This is a genomic window from Haliea sp. (assembly GCF_040221975.1).
Lineage (GTDB): Bacteria > Pseudomonadota > Gammaproteobacteria > Pseudomonadales > Halieaceae > Haliea.
The window spans coordinates 1-17,817 of sequence record NZ_JAVJWR010000029.1 but is presented as its reverse complement, the minus strand read 5'-3'; the positions used below and the strand labels follow the sequence as shown (position 1 = coordinate 17,817).

The following is a 17,817-nucleotide window of genomic DNA, read 5'->3' as shown; positions in this document are numbered from 1 at the left end:
AGTAACATCTTGGGCCAGTTTTCCCGGATGGATAGATCATGGTCATCAATCGCTGGCTCAACTCCGTAGCCAACGCCGGCAAGAACCTGCTGCGCCGCTCCGCCCGCGACAGGAACACCATCACTGCGCTGTGCAGCCAGCTTTACTCCAACAAGGGCGAGGCGCTGGGCATTGCCCTGGCAGATGAGGTCGCAGTCACCTATGCCGCGCTTAACCAGGAACAGAAAGCAGACTTCTTCCACACCCTGGCTGCGGACTACAACCCGGACCCCGAGCTGATCAATCGCTGTGCGGAGGACTACCGCGACACCCTGAGCCTGGAAGCCTACCGGGCGCTGGCCCGAGCCGTGGAGTCACCGCGACAGACGCTGTTCCGGCGCATCAACATGGCGCCCAAGGGAACCCGCACCATGGTCAACATGCGCGAAGACCTGTTGGCTCTGGTGCCCGCTGACGATTCACTGCGGGCCGTCGACGACGACCTGCAGCACCTGCTCAGCTCCTGGTTCAACCCCGGCTTCCTCAAGCTCAGAACCCTGGATTGGGAATCTCCGGCCGCTGTGCTGGAGAAGCTGATCGAATACGAGGCTGTGCACGAAATGCAGGGCTGGGACGACCTGCGCCGGCGCCTGGATGCCCAGGACCGGCGCTGCTTTGGTTTCTTCCACCCTGCTCTGCCGGATGAACCACTCATTTTTGTCGAAGTGGCGCTGGTGGGCTCGGTCTCCAGTTCAGTGCAGAGCATTCTCGCGCCTCAGAAAGGCGCGGTTGACCAGGAGCGCCTGAAAACCGCGATTTTCTACTCCATCAGCAACTGCCAGCCGGGCCTCCGGGGCATCAGTTTCGGGAATTTCCTGATCAAGCAGGTCGTCATGCGCCTGCAAGAGGAAATGCCGCAGCTGGCTGAATTTGCCACCCTCTCGCCGATACCGGGCTTCAGGAAATGGCTGAACGGGCTACTGGTGGATGAACAGCAAACCCTGCTTGCGGCCAGTGAAGCCGCACTGCTCACCGCGCTGGACTCGCCGGACTGGCACCGGGACAGCAGCCTGAGCGCGAAACTGCAGCCGCTGCTCATGCGCCTCTGCGCCCGTTATCTGCTGCAGGAAAAGCGCGGCAGCTCACCGCTGGATCCGGTGGCACGTTTTCACCTGGGCAACGGCGCCAGCATCGCCCGCATCAACTGGCTCGGAGACGTATCACCAAAGGGCCTGCAGCAATCGGCGGGGCTGTTGGTGAATTATGAATACGACCTGGAAGAAGTGGAAGAACACCACGAGGCATTCCTCAATCGCGGCGAGATCGCCGCAGCCCCCGCAGTCCGCAAATTGCTCACCAGCCAAAGCTGATACCCGCCGCGGCTGCACCGCGGCGACGGCCGGAGACCTACACCGTCTCCCGCGCCACTTCCCTGAAGGCCTCGCGGAATATCTCCAGGCCCTCACGCAACATCTCATCTTCGATATTGAGCGCCACAAAGAGCTTGTTGACCTGACTATCGGCACCGCAGGTCTCACACACCAGTTTCTTTTCAAACGCGCAGGCAGCCACTTTGTCCGAAAAGCCGGCGACGGGGGTTTCTATGCCCAGCACCAGACCGCGGCCACGCACCTTGCAATTCAGTGCGGGAAACTCATCGCGCAAACCGTTCAAGGCCTCCATCATGATGCTGGATTTGCGTGCCACCTCGGCAGTCAGGCTGTCATCGGCCCAGTACTGCTGAATAAGCTCGGTAGCCGCCACAAACGCCAGGGAGTTGCCGCGGAAGGTGCCGGTGTGCTCACCCGGTGACCAGACGTCCGCTTCCGGTTTCATCAGCAATACCGCCATCGGATTGCCGCCGCCAATGGACTTGGACAGGCATACCATATCCGGCTCTATCCCGGCCTCCTCGAAACTGAAGAACTTGCCGGTGCGACCGTTACCGACCTGGATATCGTCGATAATCAGCAGGATATCGAATTCCTTGCACAGGGCGGCGAGCTTCTGCAGCCATTCCGTGGAGGCGACGTTGATCCCGCCCTCTCCCTGCACCGTTTCCACAATCACCGCAGCCGGTGTTTCCATACCGGAACCGTGATCCTCGAGATAGCGGCGGAAAACATGGATGGTATCGATATCAGCGCCCAGGAAGCCGTCAAAGGGCATGAACGAGACTGCGCCCCGTGACCCGTAGGAGGCGTCGCGATAGGCCTCGTTACCCGTCACCGCAAGGGCGCCCATGGTGTGCCCATGGTAACCATTGGTAAACGCGACGATATTGGCGCGCCCCTTGACCTGGCGTGCGAGCTTCATGGCGGCTTCGGTACAGTTGGTACCGGTGGGGCCGGTAAACTGCATTTTGTAATCGTAGCCCCGCGGCTCAAGGATGTACTTGACGAACACCTCGATGAACTTTTGCTTGGCGACCGTAGCCTTGTCGAGGCCGTGGGCAATACGCCGGTCCTGCAGGTACTTGATGCTGGCCTCGACGGCAGCGTCCGGATTATGGCCGTAATTCAGGGTGCCTGCGCCGGCGAAGAAATCGATATAGCGGTTACCGTCTTCATCAAACAGTTCCGCGCCGATGGCCTTGTCAAAGACCACCGGAAAGGATCGAATGTAGCCGCGAACTTCCGACTCATGCTTCTCAAACACTTTCATATCTGTTCTCCCTCAACTGCGCTACCGCCGGACAATCCACAATCTTAGCGCAATAGCGGCACAGATTTCAGGCTTGACAGGGCTGTATGTCAATTTGTTGTCCAGAAGCGCTGCTCTGTACCTGATTGCCGGCAACGCCAGCGGCGGAAAGCCGCCGGCTTGCAACAGTCGCCGCGCTTGCTTTTGTATTACATTTGAACTACGTTTGCACATTATGTAATACACTAGAGCAGGAAAAGCCATGGCAACAACACACAAGCCGGCGGGCAACAAGCGCAAACAGCGCAAGCCGAAAGTCCTGCAGGCGCGCATACCCGAGCACCTTGATGAAGAGTTGCGCGGGCGCGCTGAGCAGCTGGGTCTCTCCGTATCCACTGTTGTGCGCAATGTACTGCTGAATACCTTTAATCTGGTGGAGGACGTAGTCAGCGACAGCGCCCGGATCGCCCGTGCCGTCCAGGGCCGCACGCCAGCGCCTCAGGCTCCCGGACCCGAGGGAGTAGCGCCACCAGATCCGGTCGAGCCCGAGGCGATCATCGGCTGGCAGGAAATCACGCTCAACCGCAACGGGGTTTGCGAGTACTGCAATGCCATTCTGGCCCGGGGCGGCCGCGCCGCCATCGGCGTACCTGCCGGCCCCCGCCCCGCTCTCCTGTGTGTTGCCTGCCTCGGCGAGTTGGCGGGCCCAACTCCCGGCCCAGACAGCGAGGACGACGCGTGAGCCCACAGCCGATAAAGCGGGGCGCGCCCTCCGTTCGCACTGTTCGCGGCGGCCTGCGGCTGGCATTCGACTCCGTGGCGGGCGTCACCAACGCGGTGGAGGGAGTGCACAAGGCTATTGCGCGAGGCCCCATTGCCGCTTCGGTGTACGCGATCATCCGCGGGGTGAATGCGACTCTGCGCCAGGGTGTGGACCGCTCCCTGGCACTGCTGCCCGCCCCGACTCTGGCCGACCACCCCGTCTCGGCCAATGAATTGCGGGCAATAGCGGCACTGAACGGCGCCTTTGGCGACCATCTCGAAGCAACCGCAAATCCGCTCGCCCTCCCCATGACCGTGCTGAGTGACGGGGCCGCACTGTGCCTGGAACCAGAGGCGCTGGCGACGGCCATCCCAGGCCACGGCAATCACGTTGTGCTTATGGTGCACGGTCTCGGCATGTCCGAGCTTGGCTGGACGCGCGCGGGAGCACCTGCGCTCGGCAGCAGCCTGCAGCAAGCGACCGGCTGCACCCCGCTGTATCTGCGCTACAACAGCGGCCGTCATATTTCCTGCAATGGTCGCGAACTGGCTGCAGTGCTGGACACCCTGTTCCGGGCCTGGCCGGTCGCAATAAAGTCGCTGTCCCTGGTCGGGCACAGCATGGGAGGACTGGTTATCCGCAGCGCCTGCTGGTACGCGGAGCAGGCCGGTTTGCCCTGGTTGGCACAGCTGCGGCGGGTCGCCTGCCTCGGAACGCCGCATCACGGCGCTCCGCTGGAACGGGCGGGTCATGCCCTCGATATGGCGCTACAGCAAACACCTTTCACGCGACCACTGGCTCTGGGAAAATATCGAAGCGCCGGCATCAAGGACCTGCGCTATGGCAATCTCCTTGAGGAAGACTGGCGCGGTCGGCACCCCGACCGACCGGGCGGGGACCGACGCAGGCTGGTACCCCTGCTGAAAGACGTTGACTACTATTTTATTGCCGCCACACTGGGCGCCCACCAGCGCCATCCACTGGGGGTCCTGCTCGGGGACATGCTGGTGCGCACCGACAGCGCAGTGGGCTATCACAGGGACACGTCCAGATGCCTGAGCGTCAACCCTGAACACTGCCGCGTGTTTCACGAACGCAATCACTTTGACCTGTTGAGTGACCCGCGGGTGCACCAGCAACTCGCCCAATGGTGGACTGCTGGCGCTGAGTTGTGCTGACCGCCGGGATGTCTCTAGACGTAGAAGTCCAGATCCTCCTGGGCCTTCAGCAGATCCCGCATCTTGATGGGATCGTCACCAAAGAAAAACACCAGCCCCCAGTGTGTACCGAAGGCTGACCGGTCAGGAACGGTCTCCTCCGCCGGAGCGACCAGTTCGTGTGACTCGAAATACGGGTGCTCAACACACTCCTTGGGCATTTCCAGTTTGCTGACCACACGACGGCGTGGATAGACACCGAAGCAGCCGGCGTAACCCTTGGCGTCGACCACTTCACGCGGGAAGAAATTGTCTACCTCCTCCTTGCTGCTCTTGGGATCGAACACCAACATGGACGCCTGGTAGGCATTGAACCCATAGGCCCGCTCAATCAACTCGAAGGCCTTGAACCCGGGTGGCCGATAGGCAACCTCCCCAAAGTACATCTCCCCGTCAGCGGTGACGAAGTACTCCGGATGAATCAATCCGAAATGGATATCAAACGTCTTGATCAGCAACTCAATCTGCTTGGTGATTGCGTTGCGCCAGCTTTCCAGCTGTTCGGTGGCGGGCACGAACACCGAATAGCCCAGGGTCACGTACTCGGAAATGTTGAGGAACTTGATCTTGCCGTCGTGGATCCAGGCCTCAACGGCAAACTCCCAGCCATCCAGGTGGCTCTCCATCAACAGCGGATATTCCTCGGCCGGAATGGCGTCGATCTCTTCTATCTTGCGGATCATTCGGTGACCGAGGCAGCCGGCCTTGTCGAAGGCCTTGACGTGAATCGGGTCATCCGGGTCACCATCAAGCTTGAGCAAGGTCTGGTTAACGCGTTTCATGAAACGCACGATGTCTTCCTTCTCGTGCGCTTCTTCGAAAATACCGACTCTGATACCACCGAGCTGCGCACGGCGCTTCATCAGGGCCTTGTCGCGAAACAGGATGGACTGCCCGTACATGCGAGGGTTGTTGAGGAGAACGGAATTGATGGCGCCAGACCATTCGACAGTTTCTTCAAAAAGCGGTATGGCGACATCGACACCTTCCGCCTTCAGCCTTTCGGCAATCTCCAGAGACCTGTCATTCAGGCGGACAAAATCCCATGAAATGAAAGGTATGTTGTTTGCGGTACAGAAATCCGCAGCCCACTCCGGTGCAACGACCACGTAGCGGCGGTCAAACTTCTGCGCCGCCTTGATTGCGTTGACGCTCCAGCCAAGCAAGGCAATATAGCCCTTGTTCGGATCCTTGGGGGCCTCGGTTCCCTTTACCGAGTCAAAGTCCGGGTCGCGCCAGGACAGTACTTCCTGCGACAGCTTGTTTTCACCCATATTGGACATTAAAGATTCTCCTGATTGATCCCCTTGCGACAACCGCCAATCAAGCCAGAATACTAAGTGGATCCGGCTGCAGACAGAGTCGCTCAGAGACGACTGAGAAAGCTGGGAATCCGGCTACTTTAAATGCACCAAAATCACAACCACTAGAAACGTGAGTATATCACAAAAATGCAGTGGCTTTTTTTTGCCATAGATCAGCGCGGGATTGCAGCAAGACAAACCTGTACGCGATCGCACCAAAACTGCGGAGAAAGCAGCCAATCAGAATCCGAGAGCGCCGCGACGCAACCAGCCGTGGACGAAGGCAAGTTTGCGATGGGCTGCTTCTGAAAGCGCGCAGAGATAAACGTCTGACAATCCCATGGAACGATTGATGTGATTGATGCGTGTCGCCAGTGCAGCAGCTACGCCGATCAACAACCCACAATCCGGTTCTGAGTAAGGGTCCCAATTGTGCCGGGGCAGCTCTGGAGAGGTCAGGCCTGTCGCTACAAAACTGTCGGTGATATCTGTCAGGTGCAACAAGTGCGCAGCGGTCTCAGCCCAGTCCTCGTGTGGATGCGCCGAGGCGTAGCTGGTCAGGTAAAACAGTTTCCAGTCTCTGGGGGGCCCCTGATCATAATGCCTCAGGAGCGCCGCCGTGTAGTCGGATCGCTCGTCTCCAAACATCTCCCGGAATGCAACCAGAAAGTCCTCGCGCAGGCTCAGCCGCCACCAGAGCATGTGCGCAATCTCGTGGCGCATGTGCCCGATCATGGTTCGGTAAGGCTCGTCCAGAGCCTCTCTGCGGGTAACGCGCACCACCGGGTCGGCCTCGGATACGCTCATGGTTACGACGCCGTCGCCATGCCCCATGGCAGCCAACGTGTGGCCATCGGCGAGCATGTGAAAAACGGGGCGTGTGCCTGGATCTTCCGGTCTGAACCAGTGCCAGCGGCCAAAATTATCCAGAACCCAGCGTTTCGCCGCTTCAGTATCGGCCCAATTGGAGATGGCGTTGGGAAGGCCCGGATCCGGCGCCAGCGCCGTCATGGCACAGGCGCGACAAAAGGCACCACCCTCGGGCGCGATCCAGTTGCAACCAATGATATCGCGGTTTGCGCAGAATGGCGGCGTGGGCAGGAAAGCCCGAGCCTGGGGATCATAGGCTACCGGTGTACCGTCAGCAGTGGTCAGGTTGTGGAACCAGAGGGTTCCAGAGCCAACCGGATTGGAAAAAGTCAGCATATACAAAGAGCTCCGGCGTGCTTGACACGCTTGGCTTGGGAGTTTTCGCGGGACCAGGATGATATGCAGAAGCTGGCCCGCCAGTTTGCAGGTACAGCATCAGAGGCTGCTATCAGAGCAGTGACTGTGTCCACGACAGGAAATAATGCTACCCTGCTTCCAGTCGTTTCAGTTGACGCTGATGTTACCACTAAAAGACCTGTTCTGTTATTACACGAGGTATACCGATGAAAATTGTGCGAGTACAAGACATTATTGGCACCGAGCGCGAAGTGCACGGCCCCGGCTGGACCAGCCGCCGGATGCTGCTGAAGAAGGACGGCATGGGATTCTCATTTCACGAGACTATTATCCCGGCCGGTGCCGAACTCAACCTCTGGTACAAGCACCACCTGGAAGCGGTGTACTGTGTTGCCGGTAACGGCACCATTACCGACAAGGCAACCGGCGAGACCCACGAAATTTCCGACGGCACACTCTACGCACTCGACAAGCATGATCAGCACACGCTTCGCGGTGGCAGCGAAGACATGCGCCTGATCTGTGCCTTCAATCCGCCGGTCACCGGCCGTGAAGTACACGACGAAGATGGCGCCTACCTGCCAGACACCAGCCAAGACTGATGAACGCCACAACATAAACCACTTTGTCAGGGTAGCAGGTCCTCATGCTCCGTACCGTCCTTGGCAGGCAGCATGAGGTCTTCCTTGCTGACACCCATGAGCAGCAGAATGTTGGACGCCATGTAGATCGACGAGTATGTGCCCACCGTAATGCCTACCAGCAGGGCAATCGCAAAACCGAGAATCATGTCACCCCCAAAAACCGCGAGTGAGACGAGCACCATGACAGTAGTCAGCGAAGTGATCGTGGTTCTGCCCAGTGTTTCGGTCAGTGAAATATTGACCACTTCCAACGGGCTCACTCCTCGCAGCTTGCGAAAATTCTCGCGAATCCGGTCGTAGACCACGATGGTGTCATTGAGTGAATAGCCAATGACTGCCAGCACTGCAGCCAACACGGTCAGGTCGAACTCCAGGCCGATGACCGAGAAGAAGCCCAGGGTGATGATCACATCGTGTACCAGCGCTATCACCGCGCTTACTGCAAACTTGAACTGGAAGCGGAGCGCGATGTAGACCATGATCAGACCCAGTGCCAGCAACATCGCCAGCCCCCCCTGCTCCCGCAACTCATCACCCACCTGGGGTCCAACGAACTCGACCCGACGCAACTCGACCGCACCATCGACCTTGTCCTGCAGGGTCTCCAGCAGCGCTTGCCCGGCTGACTCTGAATGCCCCTGGGGCAGACGTATCAGGACATCGCGATCCGTCCCGAAGGCCACCACGATGGCGCCCGGATATCCCTCAGCATCCAGATCCGCACGAATCTGCTTGAGGTCGGCAGTGTCACTATAGTGCACCTCCACCAGCGTACCGCCGGTGAAGTCCAGTCCCCAGTTTAGCTGGCGGGTAACAAGAGAGCCGACTGACACGAACAGCAGCAGCAGTGAAATTGCGAGGGCCGTTTTGCGCCAGCCCATGAAATTGATGGTCTTCATGAAACTCTCACCTGTGAAATCCTGTGTAACCATGAAGCCACCATCGGTACCTGCCTCCCCACCGCAAGGCTCAGGAGTCAGGGGCCGCTCACGGTGCTACATGGGCGAAAAACAGTTCAGGTGAATACGGGAGGGGCCTGGGGAAGAACGGGGTAGCGGCTGATGCGGATGCGGGTGGCAACGGCAGCACGGACAGCACCGTCCATGGAAGATGCAGCCAGTCCGGTCCGGGACCTTGCCGTGTGGGAGTCAGCACAGGTATCGTCGCCTGAAGAGCCGTCACCGGCCCCCACCAGAAACGGCGGCGAACAATCGCCCAGCTGCTCGAACTGGCCACCGTGGAACGCAGGCGCATTCCAGGAAGCAGGCCAAAGCAGCAGATTGCCGATCAACAGCAGGCACAGCCCCAGCTGGGAGAGGGTCTTGCCTGGAATGGAGGGTGCCATGGTGGGGGCCTGGATGGACAAGCTACGCCGAGAGGCTATTAATAACATGGTTCCCCGGACAGGCGATAGCCGGAAAAGTGCCAGGAGTAATCTGGGTAGAGCTATCCATAGTGGTTGCGATGGCATCCTCAACAGAAATTTTTCTCGCAGGCGGCCCATAGAATGTCGGTTCTTACAGGTTTAGTATGATCCTTGTTCAAATGATCTGGCAGTTAGCTTCGTGAGCGCGCCCTGCGCCAGCGGCATACCGAACGGCCAGCATGGGGTGATATGAGCGACGGGCAGGTAGGCGCGCGCCTGGGTACATTCCTTGGGGTTTTTTTACCCTGTCTACTTACGATTCTCGGGGTAATTCTGTTTCTTCGTCTCGGCTGGATCGTCGGTCACCTCGGCCTGATCGAGACCTGGGTGCTGATCACGCTCGCCACCTCGATTACCTTCCTCACCGGGCTTTCTGTATCCGCTATCGCGACCAACATGAAGGTCGGGGGTGGCGGTAGTTATTACATGATCAGCCGCTCCCTGGGACTGGAGGTGGGTGGAGCCGTTGGTTTGCCCCTCTATCTTGGCAAAACGCTTGGGGTGGCATTTTACTTGCTGGGCTTCGCGGAATCCCTGCAGATGCTGCTGCCGGGTTATTCCGCTCCGCTGATCGCTTCAATCAGCCTGGTTGTGCTGGCCGCGCTATCGTTGTACTCCACCAGGCTCGCGGCCCGGAGCCAGCTTCCGGTGTTCGGCATGATATTGCTGAGCCTTGGCGCCCTGGCGTTGGGCGGCCCACCAGAGGACGGATTTGTCACGCCCACTGAATCTTCCACCGAGGTGACGTTTTTTATTGCGTTCGCTGTATTCTTTCCGGCAGTTACCGGTATTGAGGCCGGAGTCGGTCTTTCCGGAAGCTTGCGCAATCCGGAGCACGCCATACCCATTGGCTCTCTTGGCGCGATTGCAGTCTCCTACTTGATATATATGGCGGTGCCTTTGTTGTTGATTGCCTGGGTACCCCCGTCCGTCCTGGTTGATGATGAGCTTGTCATGCAGCGACTGATGCCCCACGAGGGATTTTTTTACTGCGGAATCTGGGGCGCAGCCCTGTCGAGCGCACTGGTCAACCTTCTCGCCGGCCCCCACATGCTTCAGCAGTTGGCGCGAGACAGAGTGCTGCCCGCATTCCTCGGGCGGGGCAAGCCCGGTGATGATACCCCCCGAGTCGCCACGCTGCTCACCCTGGCAATCATCCTCGTTGCGCTCTGGTCGGGCGGCCTCAACTCCATTGCAAAAGCGCTCAGCGTCTTCTTCCTCGCAACCTACGGTATCCTCAACTTTGCCGCCGCAGTTGAAGCCTGGCTGGACAACCCCAGCTGGCGACCGACCTTCAATGTGCGTTGGTGGGTCAGCGCTCTGGGTGCTGTGGGAAGCTTTACAGTAATGTTCGTTCTGACACCGTCGGCCAGCGCCGCCGCACTGCTGGTCTGCCTGTCTATCTATCTCTGGTTGTCGCACCGGCATCTGGGCCGACGGTGGACCGATGTCAGGACCGGTGCATGGCTGTTCCTTCTCCGCACGTTGCTCTATCGGCTGCGGGACTATCAGCCGGATGTACGCAACTGGCGACCCAACATGCTGGTATTCACGGGAGCGCCAACCCGGCGCTGGTATTTGGTAGAACTGGCCAATGCCCTCAGTCAGAACCGCGGGCTATTGACTCTGGCGACACTGCTGCGGCATGACCAGGCTGATGAGCAGGTAGAACTCCTGCGCGAGGGCCTGGGGCAGTTGTTTGAGAAAAGGAAGATCGCGGCGCTTTCTCGAGTTCATCGCACCCACAACCTGCGCGCAGGTATGGGTGAGATGATACGTTATTACGGTTTCGGTCCCTTGCGGCCCAACACCGTCATGTTCGCGCACGACTACCAGTTTGACGAGGCACATGATCTGGTAGCACTTATACAGGACAGCTATAGCGATGGGTTGAATGTAATCGTCGTGCGTGAAGGTAGTAGTGGGGAGATGCAGGGGCCACCACGCAGAGCGCTACATCTGTGGTGGGGAGGGCACAAGAGCAATCTCGGGTTCATGCTTGCGATAGCGCACCTGATACGCCACTCGGAAGTTTGGGGTGGACTCTCAATCGAGATTCAGTGTGACGGACCCACCTTGCGGGAAGGAGATAATCCGTCCGCGTTCTCTGATAACCTCCGTGAAATGCTGGCCCATGCGCGCATCCACGCGACGATTCACTTTGTCCATCGGGAGGCCGGGGAATCGTTGGGTCAACTGATGCAACGTGTCTCCGGGGACGCGGAAATTGTACTTCTGGGTATGCGCGCGCCCGAGCCGGGAGAGAGTCTCGATGTCTATACCAGTTATTATCGTACCCTGGAGAGCCAGTTGCCGAATGCGTCCCTGGTTATACAGGCCATGGCAGCGGAAGATCTGCCTTTTTTCGACTTGTTCCGTTAGCTGTCGTTGGTTACCGAGGCTGCGTGGAAATGTGCGGCGCAAGGTGCAACCCTGGTCTCGGGATCGATGGGTGTTTCTTTCAACCTATATACATTAATAATATATGGCGGGGCTTTAGTGGAACTTGCGGGTGGTGTTGGATGGGAAATTGGTCGGGGCGGCAGGATTTGCATAGCAGGCCTACCTCTTTGATTTCTCGACATATTCCAAACGTAAAACCCGTCAGATACCGTCACTGGTACCGTCGCGTTCTGAGCCCTGGATGGTGGTCCGGGGTTCAAATACAGTTTCCCAGAAAGTGGCTCTCAGCGGAAGAGTCTGACATCGATTCAGGCAGGCAACAATCGCCTTTGCAACGAGGACTGCATGTCCCGGCGCCCGTCGGCGATCACCATGGCAGTATTTTACGCTGTCGTTGTGTACTCAAGAGATTGCACGGTGTTACCTGAAATGTACAAGGCTATTCACTAATCGGAGGCCACAGCCGAGCGGAATGTACCAGGGCCAGCACCCATACCCTGTCGCCATCAATTTCGTACACAAGGTGATAGTTTGCGTGAGGAATAAGCTCGAGGGTCCCGGCGATCGCCCCCGCTCGCCCGATCATCGGATGTGCTTCCAGTCTCGCCGCCGCGTTGCTAAATAGCGAATCCATTTCGACTGCAGCAACGGGATTGTCGGCGGCAATGTAATCCCATATAGCTGCACGATCCTGTTGCGCTTCCGCTGACCAAACGACTATCACGCTTGATCTGCCATCACCCTGTCACGCCGTGCGGCGAACGCAGCTTCAACCTCATCATTTGATTCACCTCGACCAGCCCGCATTGAGGCGCGGCCAGCCTCGACCTTACGCCGAAGATATTCGTTGTACTCGCGGATTTGTTGCTGCTGCTCGATATAGCCACGCATCAACTCACGCATAACCTGAGAAGCGGGTCTATCCTCAATCGCAGCGGCCGCCATGAACTCGGCCCGTAGTTCGGGCTCCAGCTTCATGGTAAAAACAGCTTCCTTTCGCATACTCAAGCTCCGATACTTGCGCAAAAGATACTGACAAAGTATATACATCATCAGTACCAAGTGAAACACCCCGGCGAGCCTCAGCCCACCGGGATACCTGGTTTCGATTTGCCACAAACGACAGCGCGCACTTGGGCAAAGACACCCGGTGGCAGGTCGTCATCCTCAGCGTCCAGCGGAGCTCGCAGCGTGGTCGCCGGCGACGGCGGAGCTGACGGTTCTCCCGCCCGCGGATTCAACGGCACTGCCGCAACACCCCGCTCCGGTGCCTCCGGTTGCGTATTCCAGACCAAGCCTGCCACTGATTTCAGACGAAGTCTGCCCGAGGCAATGAATCTGGAGACCGGAATTACACCAGTTGACGGGACACTACCGTGCCCTGGCGGTGAAGCGACTGTTTCCACTTAAGCAACGTGCACAGGAAGTGCACTGGGAGTCACCATGGTCACGACAGGCCAGAATGTCGACAATATCCGCTTGGGCGGCGGCGGATAAACGGTACTGCACCATCAAACAGCTGACTGCGCCCGAGCGGCGGCACTCAGGCCCAGTTGGCCAATGAAGTCGTCGAGCTGGTCATCACCAGCATCCGTGTAGCGACCGGCAGCGATATCCGCCCAGCCTAAGTTCGCCGCGTCCTGGAGGGGCTGCAACTTGGCGGCCTCCAGATGCTCGCGCTGCTCGATCAGACGCAGCCCCTCCCGTAAAACCTCACTCGCGCTCTGGTACCGCCCGGATTTCACCAGGCTCTCAACCAGGTCCTGTTGATGGTCGCTGAGGACTACGTTGCGTGTTGGCATGGGGTACAACTCCTCTGTGTTACAGGCCTAGATCGGTGCCCGGATCCAGATCACGGTACGCAAGGTCTGGCTCTCGTTCTCCGAGGCGTATCCCTACGCCAGCGACATTGCCGAGATCCTCGCCAACCTGCGCCGCTGCCCTGCGTGGGCGCCACCGGGATAAACGCCCTCCACCAAACTGGTCTCACCCGTCACCGGCAACCTGCCGGAGATATCGTTCGTCCGGCTATCGGACTTGGCATGATCTGAGGGCGTGGAGCCGCCGAAATCGTCGCCTACAGAGTACTGCAGGCAGGCGCAATGGCGCCTCCGTCAGCCCCGCGCGCTACGATCGCCGAACCTGCCATTCGAATTGCCGTGAAAAAGGCAAAAATGGGCCCATCAAAAAAACGGTGAGTGAAGCGGGCTGATATGGCCCACCCCTGTCAACCGGCAAAACCAGTTTCTGTGCGATTAAACGCACTGCCGGCGGCATTGACAGAAACAGTTTCACACCGAATCAGGAACGCGACGCGCGGAGCGTTCAACGACGATGGATCACGCTGATATTCGCGGGTTGGTTACCGCATGACAGAGATACGTCGCGGGGCTGCCTCGCTCTAGAGTCGGGGATCGTCGCGGTCGATTACTACGACGCCCACATAGCCCGATCGAGGATTCCCCTCATCGTGTCCGCGCATCGCGTTTCCGATTCAGTGTGTTGTTGCGCTTCAATTCATCTTGGTTTACCTCCTGTTGCCAGGCTCAATGCTCATGCTTCCGGAGAGACGTGCTGCCCAATGTCCCAGACGAATCCCAACAGTTCTCTGGCGATGGCGACGCAAACCTTGTTGTGTTGCAAGCCGCGGGCGCTGAGTCGGCAATAGCGATGACATAGACGCAACTGAGCCCGCCAAGCGATATCCCTCACAGTGGCTGGCTGACCTTCCTGCCGCACTTGCAGGGCGCGACTGATGCGGGCCGGGAAGCGGTAGTTCCAGGCCGCTTCGACCAGTACGCGCCGAGCGTGGCCATTGCCGGACTTCGTGATTGACCCGAGCCGGCGTTTGGTCCCACTGGAGTGCTCGCTGGGGACTAATCCCAGATATCCCATCAGGTCGCGCGGCCGAGCAAAGCGACGCAGGTCACCCAGCTCCGCTACCAGTGTCGTGGCCGCTACAAGATCGTGTCCACGCAAGGTCATCAGCGCATGCACCACGGGCCGCATCCGCCACCCCTCGACCTGCTCTGCCAGGGCCTGAGTCAGTCGCTCGACTCGCGCCTGACAGACCGCCACTGCTTGACGGTACTCTACGAAGGCGATGTCCTGGGCAGGATGGTCAAACGTGACTGCCGCCAGATACCGCTCGCGGGCCGCGGTCCAGGAGGTCTTGCCAGAATAGCGTCGACCGTGACGCAACATCAGCGCCTTCATCTGCTGGCGGGCCTTCAGGCGTGCCCGCACGGCGTCCTCCCGGGCGCGTGACAGATCCCGGATGGCCTCGTCGCGAGCATCCGGAATCACCACCGGCACCAAGGCGCCCGCACGTGCCAGATTGGCCAACTGTAAAGCATCACGCCGATCCGTCTTGACCCGGTCTCCCGGTCCACGTGGGACCTTTGCCGGGGCAATAACGTCGCAGTGGTACCCTTGTTCGGCGAGTTCCCGGGCCAGTGTGTAGCCGCAAGGACCGGCCTCATAAACGACCTGTAACGAGGTCGGGTCACCAAGCTGTGCGAGTGCCTTGCTCAACTGAGCGCGTTTTACACCGACTGTACCAACGAAGCGTGGCTTTGATCGTCCAGTGGCTGCAAAGCTGATCGCGATGGACGTCGCGTGCACATCTAATCCAACAAAACCCATGATAGGATTGTCCACGGTCTGCCTCCTGTACTTGTTGTAGATATCGCCCTCGGGCGTTCTACATGTGGATAGGCGCACAGCAGTGCGCAACCCACGATACCGTAGGAGGCAGGCCTCTTCAGCAACTTGACCTGTGAAGGTCCGCCCCCGCTAAAGGCGGGCCATTATGTCTAGGGAGCTACCTTACTGTTGTTCCGACCAGAAGATTTGGCTTCGTAAAGAGCTTTGTCTGCGCGACTGAGTAACAGGCTGAGATCATCACCTGGCCTGAGTTCGGATCCGCCACAGCTCACAGTTACCTTATGACCGACAATAGCTGCAGGGGACTCCGCCCGTTCCACAGCTATACGGACACGCTCGGCCAAGGCCAATGGGTCCTCAGTCTTGGTGACATTCCCCAGCACGACGAACTCCTCACCGCCAATCCGCGCCAGTAGGTCAGATTCCCGCAAGCTTGACTTCACGGCATCGACGACTGCTTGAAGGACCTTGTCACCCACAGCGTGACCGAAAGAATCATTGACCGACTTGAAGTGGTCAATATCCAGCATGACAAGCGCCAGCGATGACTTTGAGCGCTGTGCAGCACTGATAAGGTTGTGTCCAATCTCAGTAAACACGCGGCGGTTAAAGGTACCAGTCAGAGCATCGTGGGATGCTTCGTACTGGTACTTCGAGCTTAGGTCTATCAGTCGGAGATGGTCCTCAACCCCATGCGCGAAGCGCTTGATAAATCGCTGCTCCATCGACGTGGTTTTCTTAGGTTTTTTGTCTAGAATACAAAAGGTTCCGAAGTTCTCTCCCGACGGCCAATTCACAGGCACGCCAAAGTACGACATCAAGCCAAGTTCATTGTCGGGGTTGCCGCGCCACACTGGGTCTTCATCTGCATTGACTACCTCTAGCGGTCTCTGCGTCTTGATTACTGTCTCGCAGTAGAGCTGGTTATTCCGGGGAGCTGTTTCTCCGGCAACATAGGGCTCATCAGGCCGACGGGCACTGACCATGACTTCCATCGTAGCCGAGTTTCCCCGCATTACAAGGCACGCCGGCACGCGACAAAAGTCGGCAACCAGGTCAGCAATCTCCTGCCAATCAGAGAGCAAATAATCAGGAACTGCGAGCATGATCTCCTCTCTCGAGAATGGTTACGAGGGCTGTCCCATAATTTCCAAATTCGATCAAATTATCCGGAAGGACACTTCAACAGAAAATGCGGCCGGATTGCGTACACGGTCACCGTCGTTTTCTAGCATCATAACGCCTTCTTCCTTCTGCTGCCTTGTTGCGCAGGAGCGGCTTCATGAGAGCCGCGTTGTATAACTGAAGGATCTTTAACATTCTAGTGGGCCATGCGGAAAGTAAGGTTAGATAGGTTTGTTTTTGGTATACTCTCGCCATGGTTACTCATGGCAATTTCAAAGTTAGTGAAGAGAACACGGCGACGTTGGAAGGCTGGATTCGTAGCACATCGCTTCCTCAGGGGCAGGTCAGCAGAGCGAAGATGATTCTCGCTTTGTCTGACGGGGCCAAGGTGGCGGATGTGGCAGCGGCTCAACGGGTGTCGTGTAAAACGGTCCATAAGTGGAAGAGGCGGTTTATCGAATCCGGTCCAGAGGGGCTGCTTGACCAACCGAGACCAGGACGCCCATCGGTCATTGATGCTGATACGGTTGACCGGGTTCTGACATTGACGACGCGCTATATTCCTCAGGAAGCCACACACTGGAGCGTTTCCTTGATGGCCAAGTATGCGGGTGTAACCACTTGGCAAGTGCGTCAGATCTGGCAGGCGGCAGATCTGAAGCCGCACCGACTGAGAACCTTCAAGATCAGCAATGATCCGGATTTCTCTGAAAAAGTGGTGGATATCGTCGGCCTTTACATGGACCCACCGGAGAATGCTCTGGTGCTTTGTGTAGACGAGAAAACCCAAATTCAGGCTCTGGATCGTACCCAGCCTGGATTGCCGCTGTCCGAGGGACGAATTGGGAGTCGCACACATGACTACAAGCGCAATGGTACCGCCGCGCTCTATGCGGCTTTTAATGTCCTCCCTGGTGAAGTGATTGGCAGAGTCGAGAAGCGATCGCGATCGAAAGAATTTCTGGCTTTCCTGAAGCAGGTGGAAAGACAAACACCGAAGGACAAGGACCTGCATATCGTGCTGGATAATCTCAGTGCTCACAAAACGAAGGAGGTCAGGGAATGGGTCGCGGGACAACCGAGAATCCACTTTCATTTCACGCCGACCAGCGCATCGTGGTTGAATGCCGTCGAAGGCTGGTTTTCTCAACTTGAACGCCGAGCGCTGTACCGCGGAGTTTTCACCAGCGTGCCGGAATTGAAGTCTGAATTGAAGCGATTCATTCATGTGCATAACCGTGATCTTGCCAAGCCATTCAAATGGACGAAGAACGCCGAGGGGTCTTCCCTTTTTCCGGTGGGTCAGTGTTTCAGATTGAGTCCCCCTAAATAGAACCAGATCGTATTCTGGAAACGAACGTTGCTTCTAAATCCCTTGGCTCTCACCTTGATCAGTTTGAGCTTCGCATTGATGCTCTCC

General features: G+C 58.1%; 16 protein-coding genes. 6 read left to right on the top strand and 10 right to left on the bottom strand.

Going from position 1 to position 17,817, the window contains the following annotated elements; genetic code table 11:
- Nucleotides 1-38: 38 nt before the first annotated feature.
- Nucleotides 39-1,349, top strand: coding sequence for a malonyl-CoA decarboxylase (locus RLO07_RS12015; RefSeq protein WP_462292395.1), 1,311 nt, complete (start codon nucleotides 39-41; stop codon nucleotides 1,347-1,349).
- A 37-nt stretch (nucleotides 1,350-1,386) separates the two neighbouring features.
- Here the strand turns inward: RLO07_RS12015 and ectB are convergent, their stop codons facing one another.
- Nucleotides 1,387-2,643, bottom strand: a complete 1,257-nt coding sequence (ectB, locus tag RLO07_RS12010) for a diaminobutyrate--2-oxoglutarate transaminase (protein ID WP_462292394.1) — start codon at nucleotides 2,641-2,643, stop codon at nucleotides 1,387-1,389.
- A gap of 241 nt (nucleotides 2,644-2,884) precedes the next feature.
- On the opposite strand from ectB, the gene RLO07_RS12005 reads away from it, so the two are divergent.
- Together RLO07_RS12005 and RLO07_RS12000 are read left to right on the top strand one after the other, a co-directional pair.
- Entirely contained in the window at nucleotides 2,885-3,364 is a 480-nt protein-coding gene (locus tag RLO07_RS12005; RefSeq protein ID WP_462292393.1) for a hypothetical protein, read from the top strand.
- Nucleotides 3,361-4,563 (top strand): esterase/lipase family protein, encoded by a 1,203-nt coding sequence (locus RLO07_RS12000; protein WP_462292392.1) that lies wholly within the window; start codon nucleotides 3,361-3,363, stop codon nucleotides 4,561-4,563. Before RLO07_RS12005 ends, RLO07_RS12000 begins: the two co-directional genes overlap by 4 nt.
- Before the next feature lie 14 nt (nucleotides 4,564-4,577).
- Here RLO07_RS12000 and RLO07_RS11995 read toward each other — a convergent pair whose 3' ends face one another.
- Together RLO07_RS11995 and RLO07_RS11990 are read right to left on the bottom strand one after the other, a co-directional pair.
- Nucleotides 4,578-5,885: an ATP-grasp domain-containing protein gene (locus RLO07_RS11995; protein WP_462292391.1), complete on the bottom strand. Its 1,308-nt coding sequence runs from the start codon at nucleotides 5,883-5,885 to the stop codon at nucleotides 4,578-4,580.
- A gap of 261 nt (nucleotides 5,886-6,146) precedes the next feature.
- Nucleotides 6,147-7,112 carry a zinc-binding metallopeptidase family protein gene (locus RLO07_RS11990; RefSeq protein WP_462292390.1) on the bottom strand — a complete coding sequence of 322 codons (966 nt, stop codon included), beginning with the start codon at nucleotides 7,110-7,112 and terminating at the stop codon, nucleotides 6,147-6,149.
- 227 nt (nucleotides 7,113-7,339) lie between these two features.
- Here RLO07_RS11990 and RLO07_RS11985 point away from each other — a divergent pair, with 227 nt between their 5' ends.
- Entirely contained in the window at nucleotides 7,340-7,735 is a 396-nt protein-coding gene (locus tag RLO07_RS11985; RefSeq protein ID WP_462292389.1) for an ectoine synthase, read from the top strand.
- Between the two features lie 26 nt (nucleotides 7,736-7,761).
- Here RLO07_RS11985 and secF read toward each other — a convergent pair whose 3' ends face one another.
- Nucleotides 7,762-8,676, bottom strand: coding sequence for a protein translocase subunit SecF (gene secF, locus RLO07_RS11980; RefSeq protein ID WP_462292388.1), 915 nt, complete (start codon nucleotides 8,674-8,676; stop codon nucleotides 7,762-7,764).
- A gap of 116 nt (nucleotides 8,677-8,792) precedes the next feature.
- The gene (locus RLO07_RS11975) at nucleotides 8,793-9,122 is read right to left on the bottom strand and encodes a hypothetical protein (protein ID WP_462292387.1); all 330 of its coding nucleotides are present in this window, start codon (nucleotides 9,120-9,122) and stop codon (nucleotides 8,793-8,795) included.
- Between the two features lie 270 nt (nucleotides 9,123-9,392).
- Here RLO07_RS11975 and RLO07_RS11970 point away from each other — a divergent pair, with 270 nt between their 5' ends.
- The gene (locus tag RLO07_RS11970) at nucleotides 9,393-11,585 is read left to right on the top strand and encodes an APC family permease (protein ID WP_462292386.1); all 2,193 of its coding nucleotides are present in this window, start codon (nucleotides 9,393-9,395) and stop codon (nucleotides 11,583-11,585) included.
- 460 nt (nucleotides 11,586-12,045) lie between these two features.
- Here RLO07_RS11970 and RLO07_RS11965 read toward each other — a convergent pair whose 3' ends face one another.
- From RLO07_RS11965 to RLO07_RS11945, 5 genes are all read right to left on the bottom strand, one after another.
- On the bottom strand, nucleotides 12,046-12,330 hold the full coding sequence (locus RLO07_RS11965; RefSeq protein ID WP_462292385.1) for a type II toxin-antitoxin system RelE/ParE family toxin: 285 nt from the start codon (nucleotides 12,328-12,330) through the stop codon (nucleotides 12,046-12,048).
- Entirely contained in the window at nucleotides 12,327-12,584 is a 258-nt protein-coding gene (locus RLO07_RS11960) for a hypothetical protein (protein ID WP_462292384.1), read from the bottom strand. Before RLO07_RS11960 ends, RLO07_RS11965 begins: the two co-directional genes overlap by 4 nt.
- A 533-nt stretch (nucleotides 12,585-13,117) precedes the next feature.
- On the bottom strand, nucleotides 13,118-13,408 hold the full coding sequence (locus RLO07_RS11955; protein WP_462292383.1) for a type II toxin-antitoxin system ParD family antitoxin: 291 nt from the start codon (nucleotides 13,406-13,408) through the stop codon (nucleotides 13,118-13,120).
- Nucleotides 13,409-14,159: 751 nt separating this feature from the next.
- A complete protein-coding gene (locus RLO07_RS11950) occupies nucleotides 14,160-15,266 on the bottom strand; it encodes an IS110 family RNA-guided transposase (RefSeq protein WP_462292382.1) in 1,107 nt (368 codons plus the stop codon).
- 155 nt (nucleotides 15,267-15,421) lie between these two features.
- Complete coding sequence (locus RLO07_RS11945) at nucleotides 15,422-16,378, bottom strand: sensor domain-containing diguanylate cyclase (RefSeq protein WP_462292381.1); 957 nt, start codon at nucleotides 16,376-16,378, stop codon at nucleotides 15,422-15,424.
- Between the two features lie 272 nt (nucleotides 16,379-16,650).
- Here RLO07_RS11945 and RLO07_RS11940 point away from each other — a divergent pair, with 272 nt between their 5' ends.
- Nucleotides 16,651-17,730 carry an IS630 family transposase gene (locus RLO07_RS11940; protein ID WP_462292380.1) on the top strand — a complete coding sequence of 360 codons (1,080 nt, stop codon included), beginning with the start codon at nucleotides 16,651-16,653 and terminating at the stop codon, nucleotides 17,728-17,730.
- Nucleotides 17,731-17,817 lie beyond the last annotated feature (87 nt).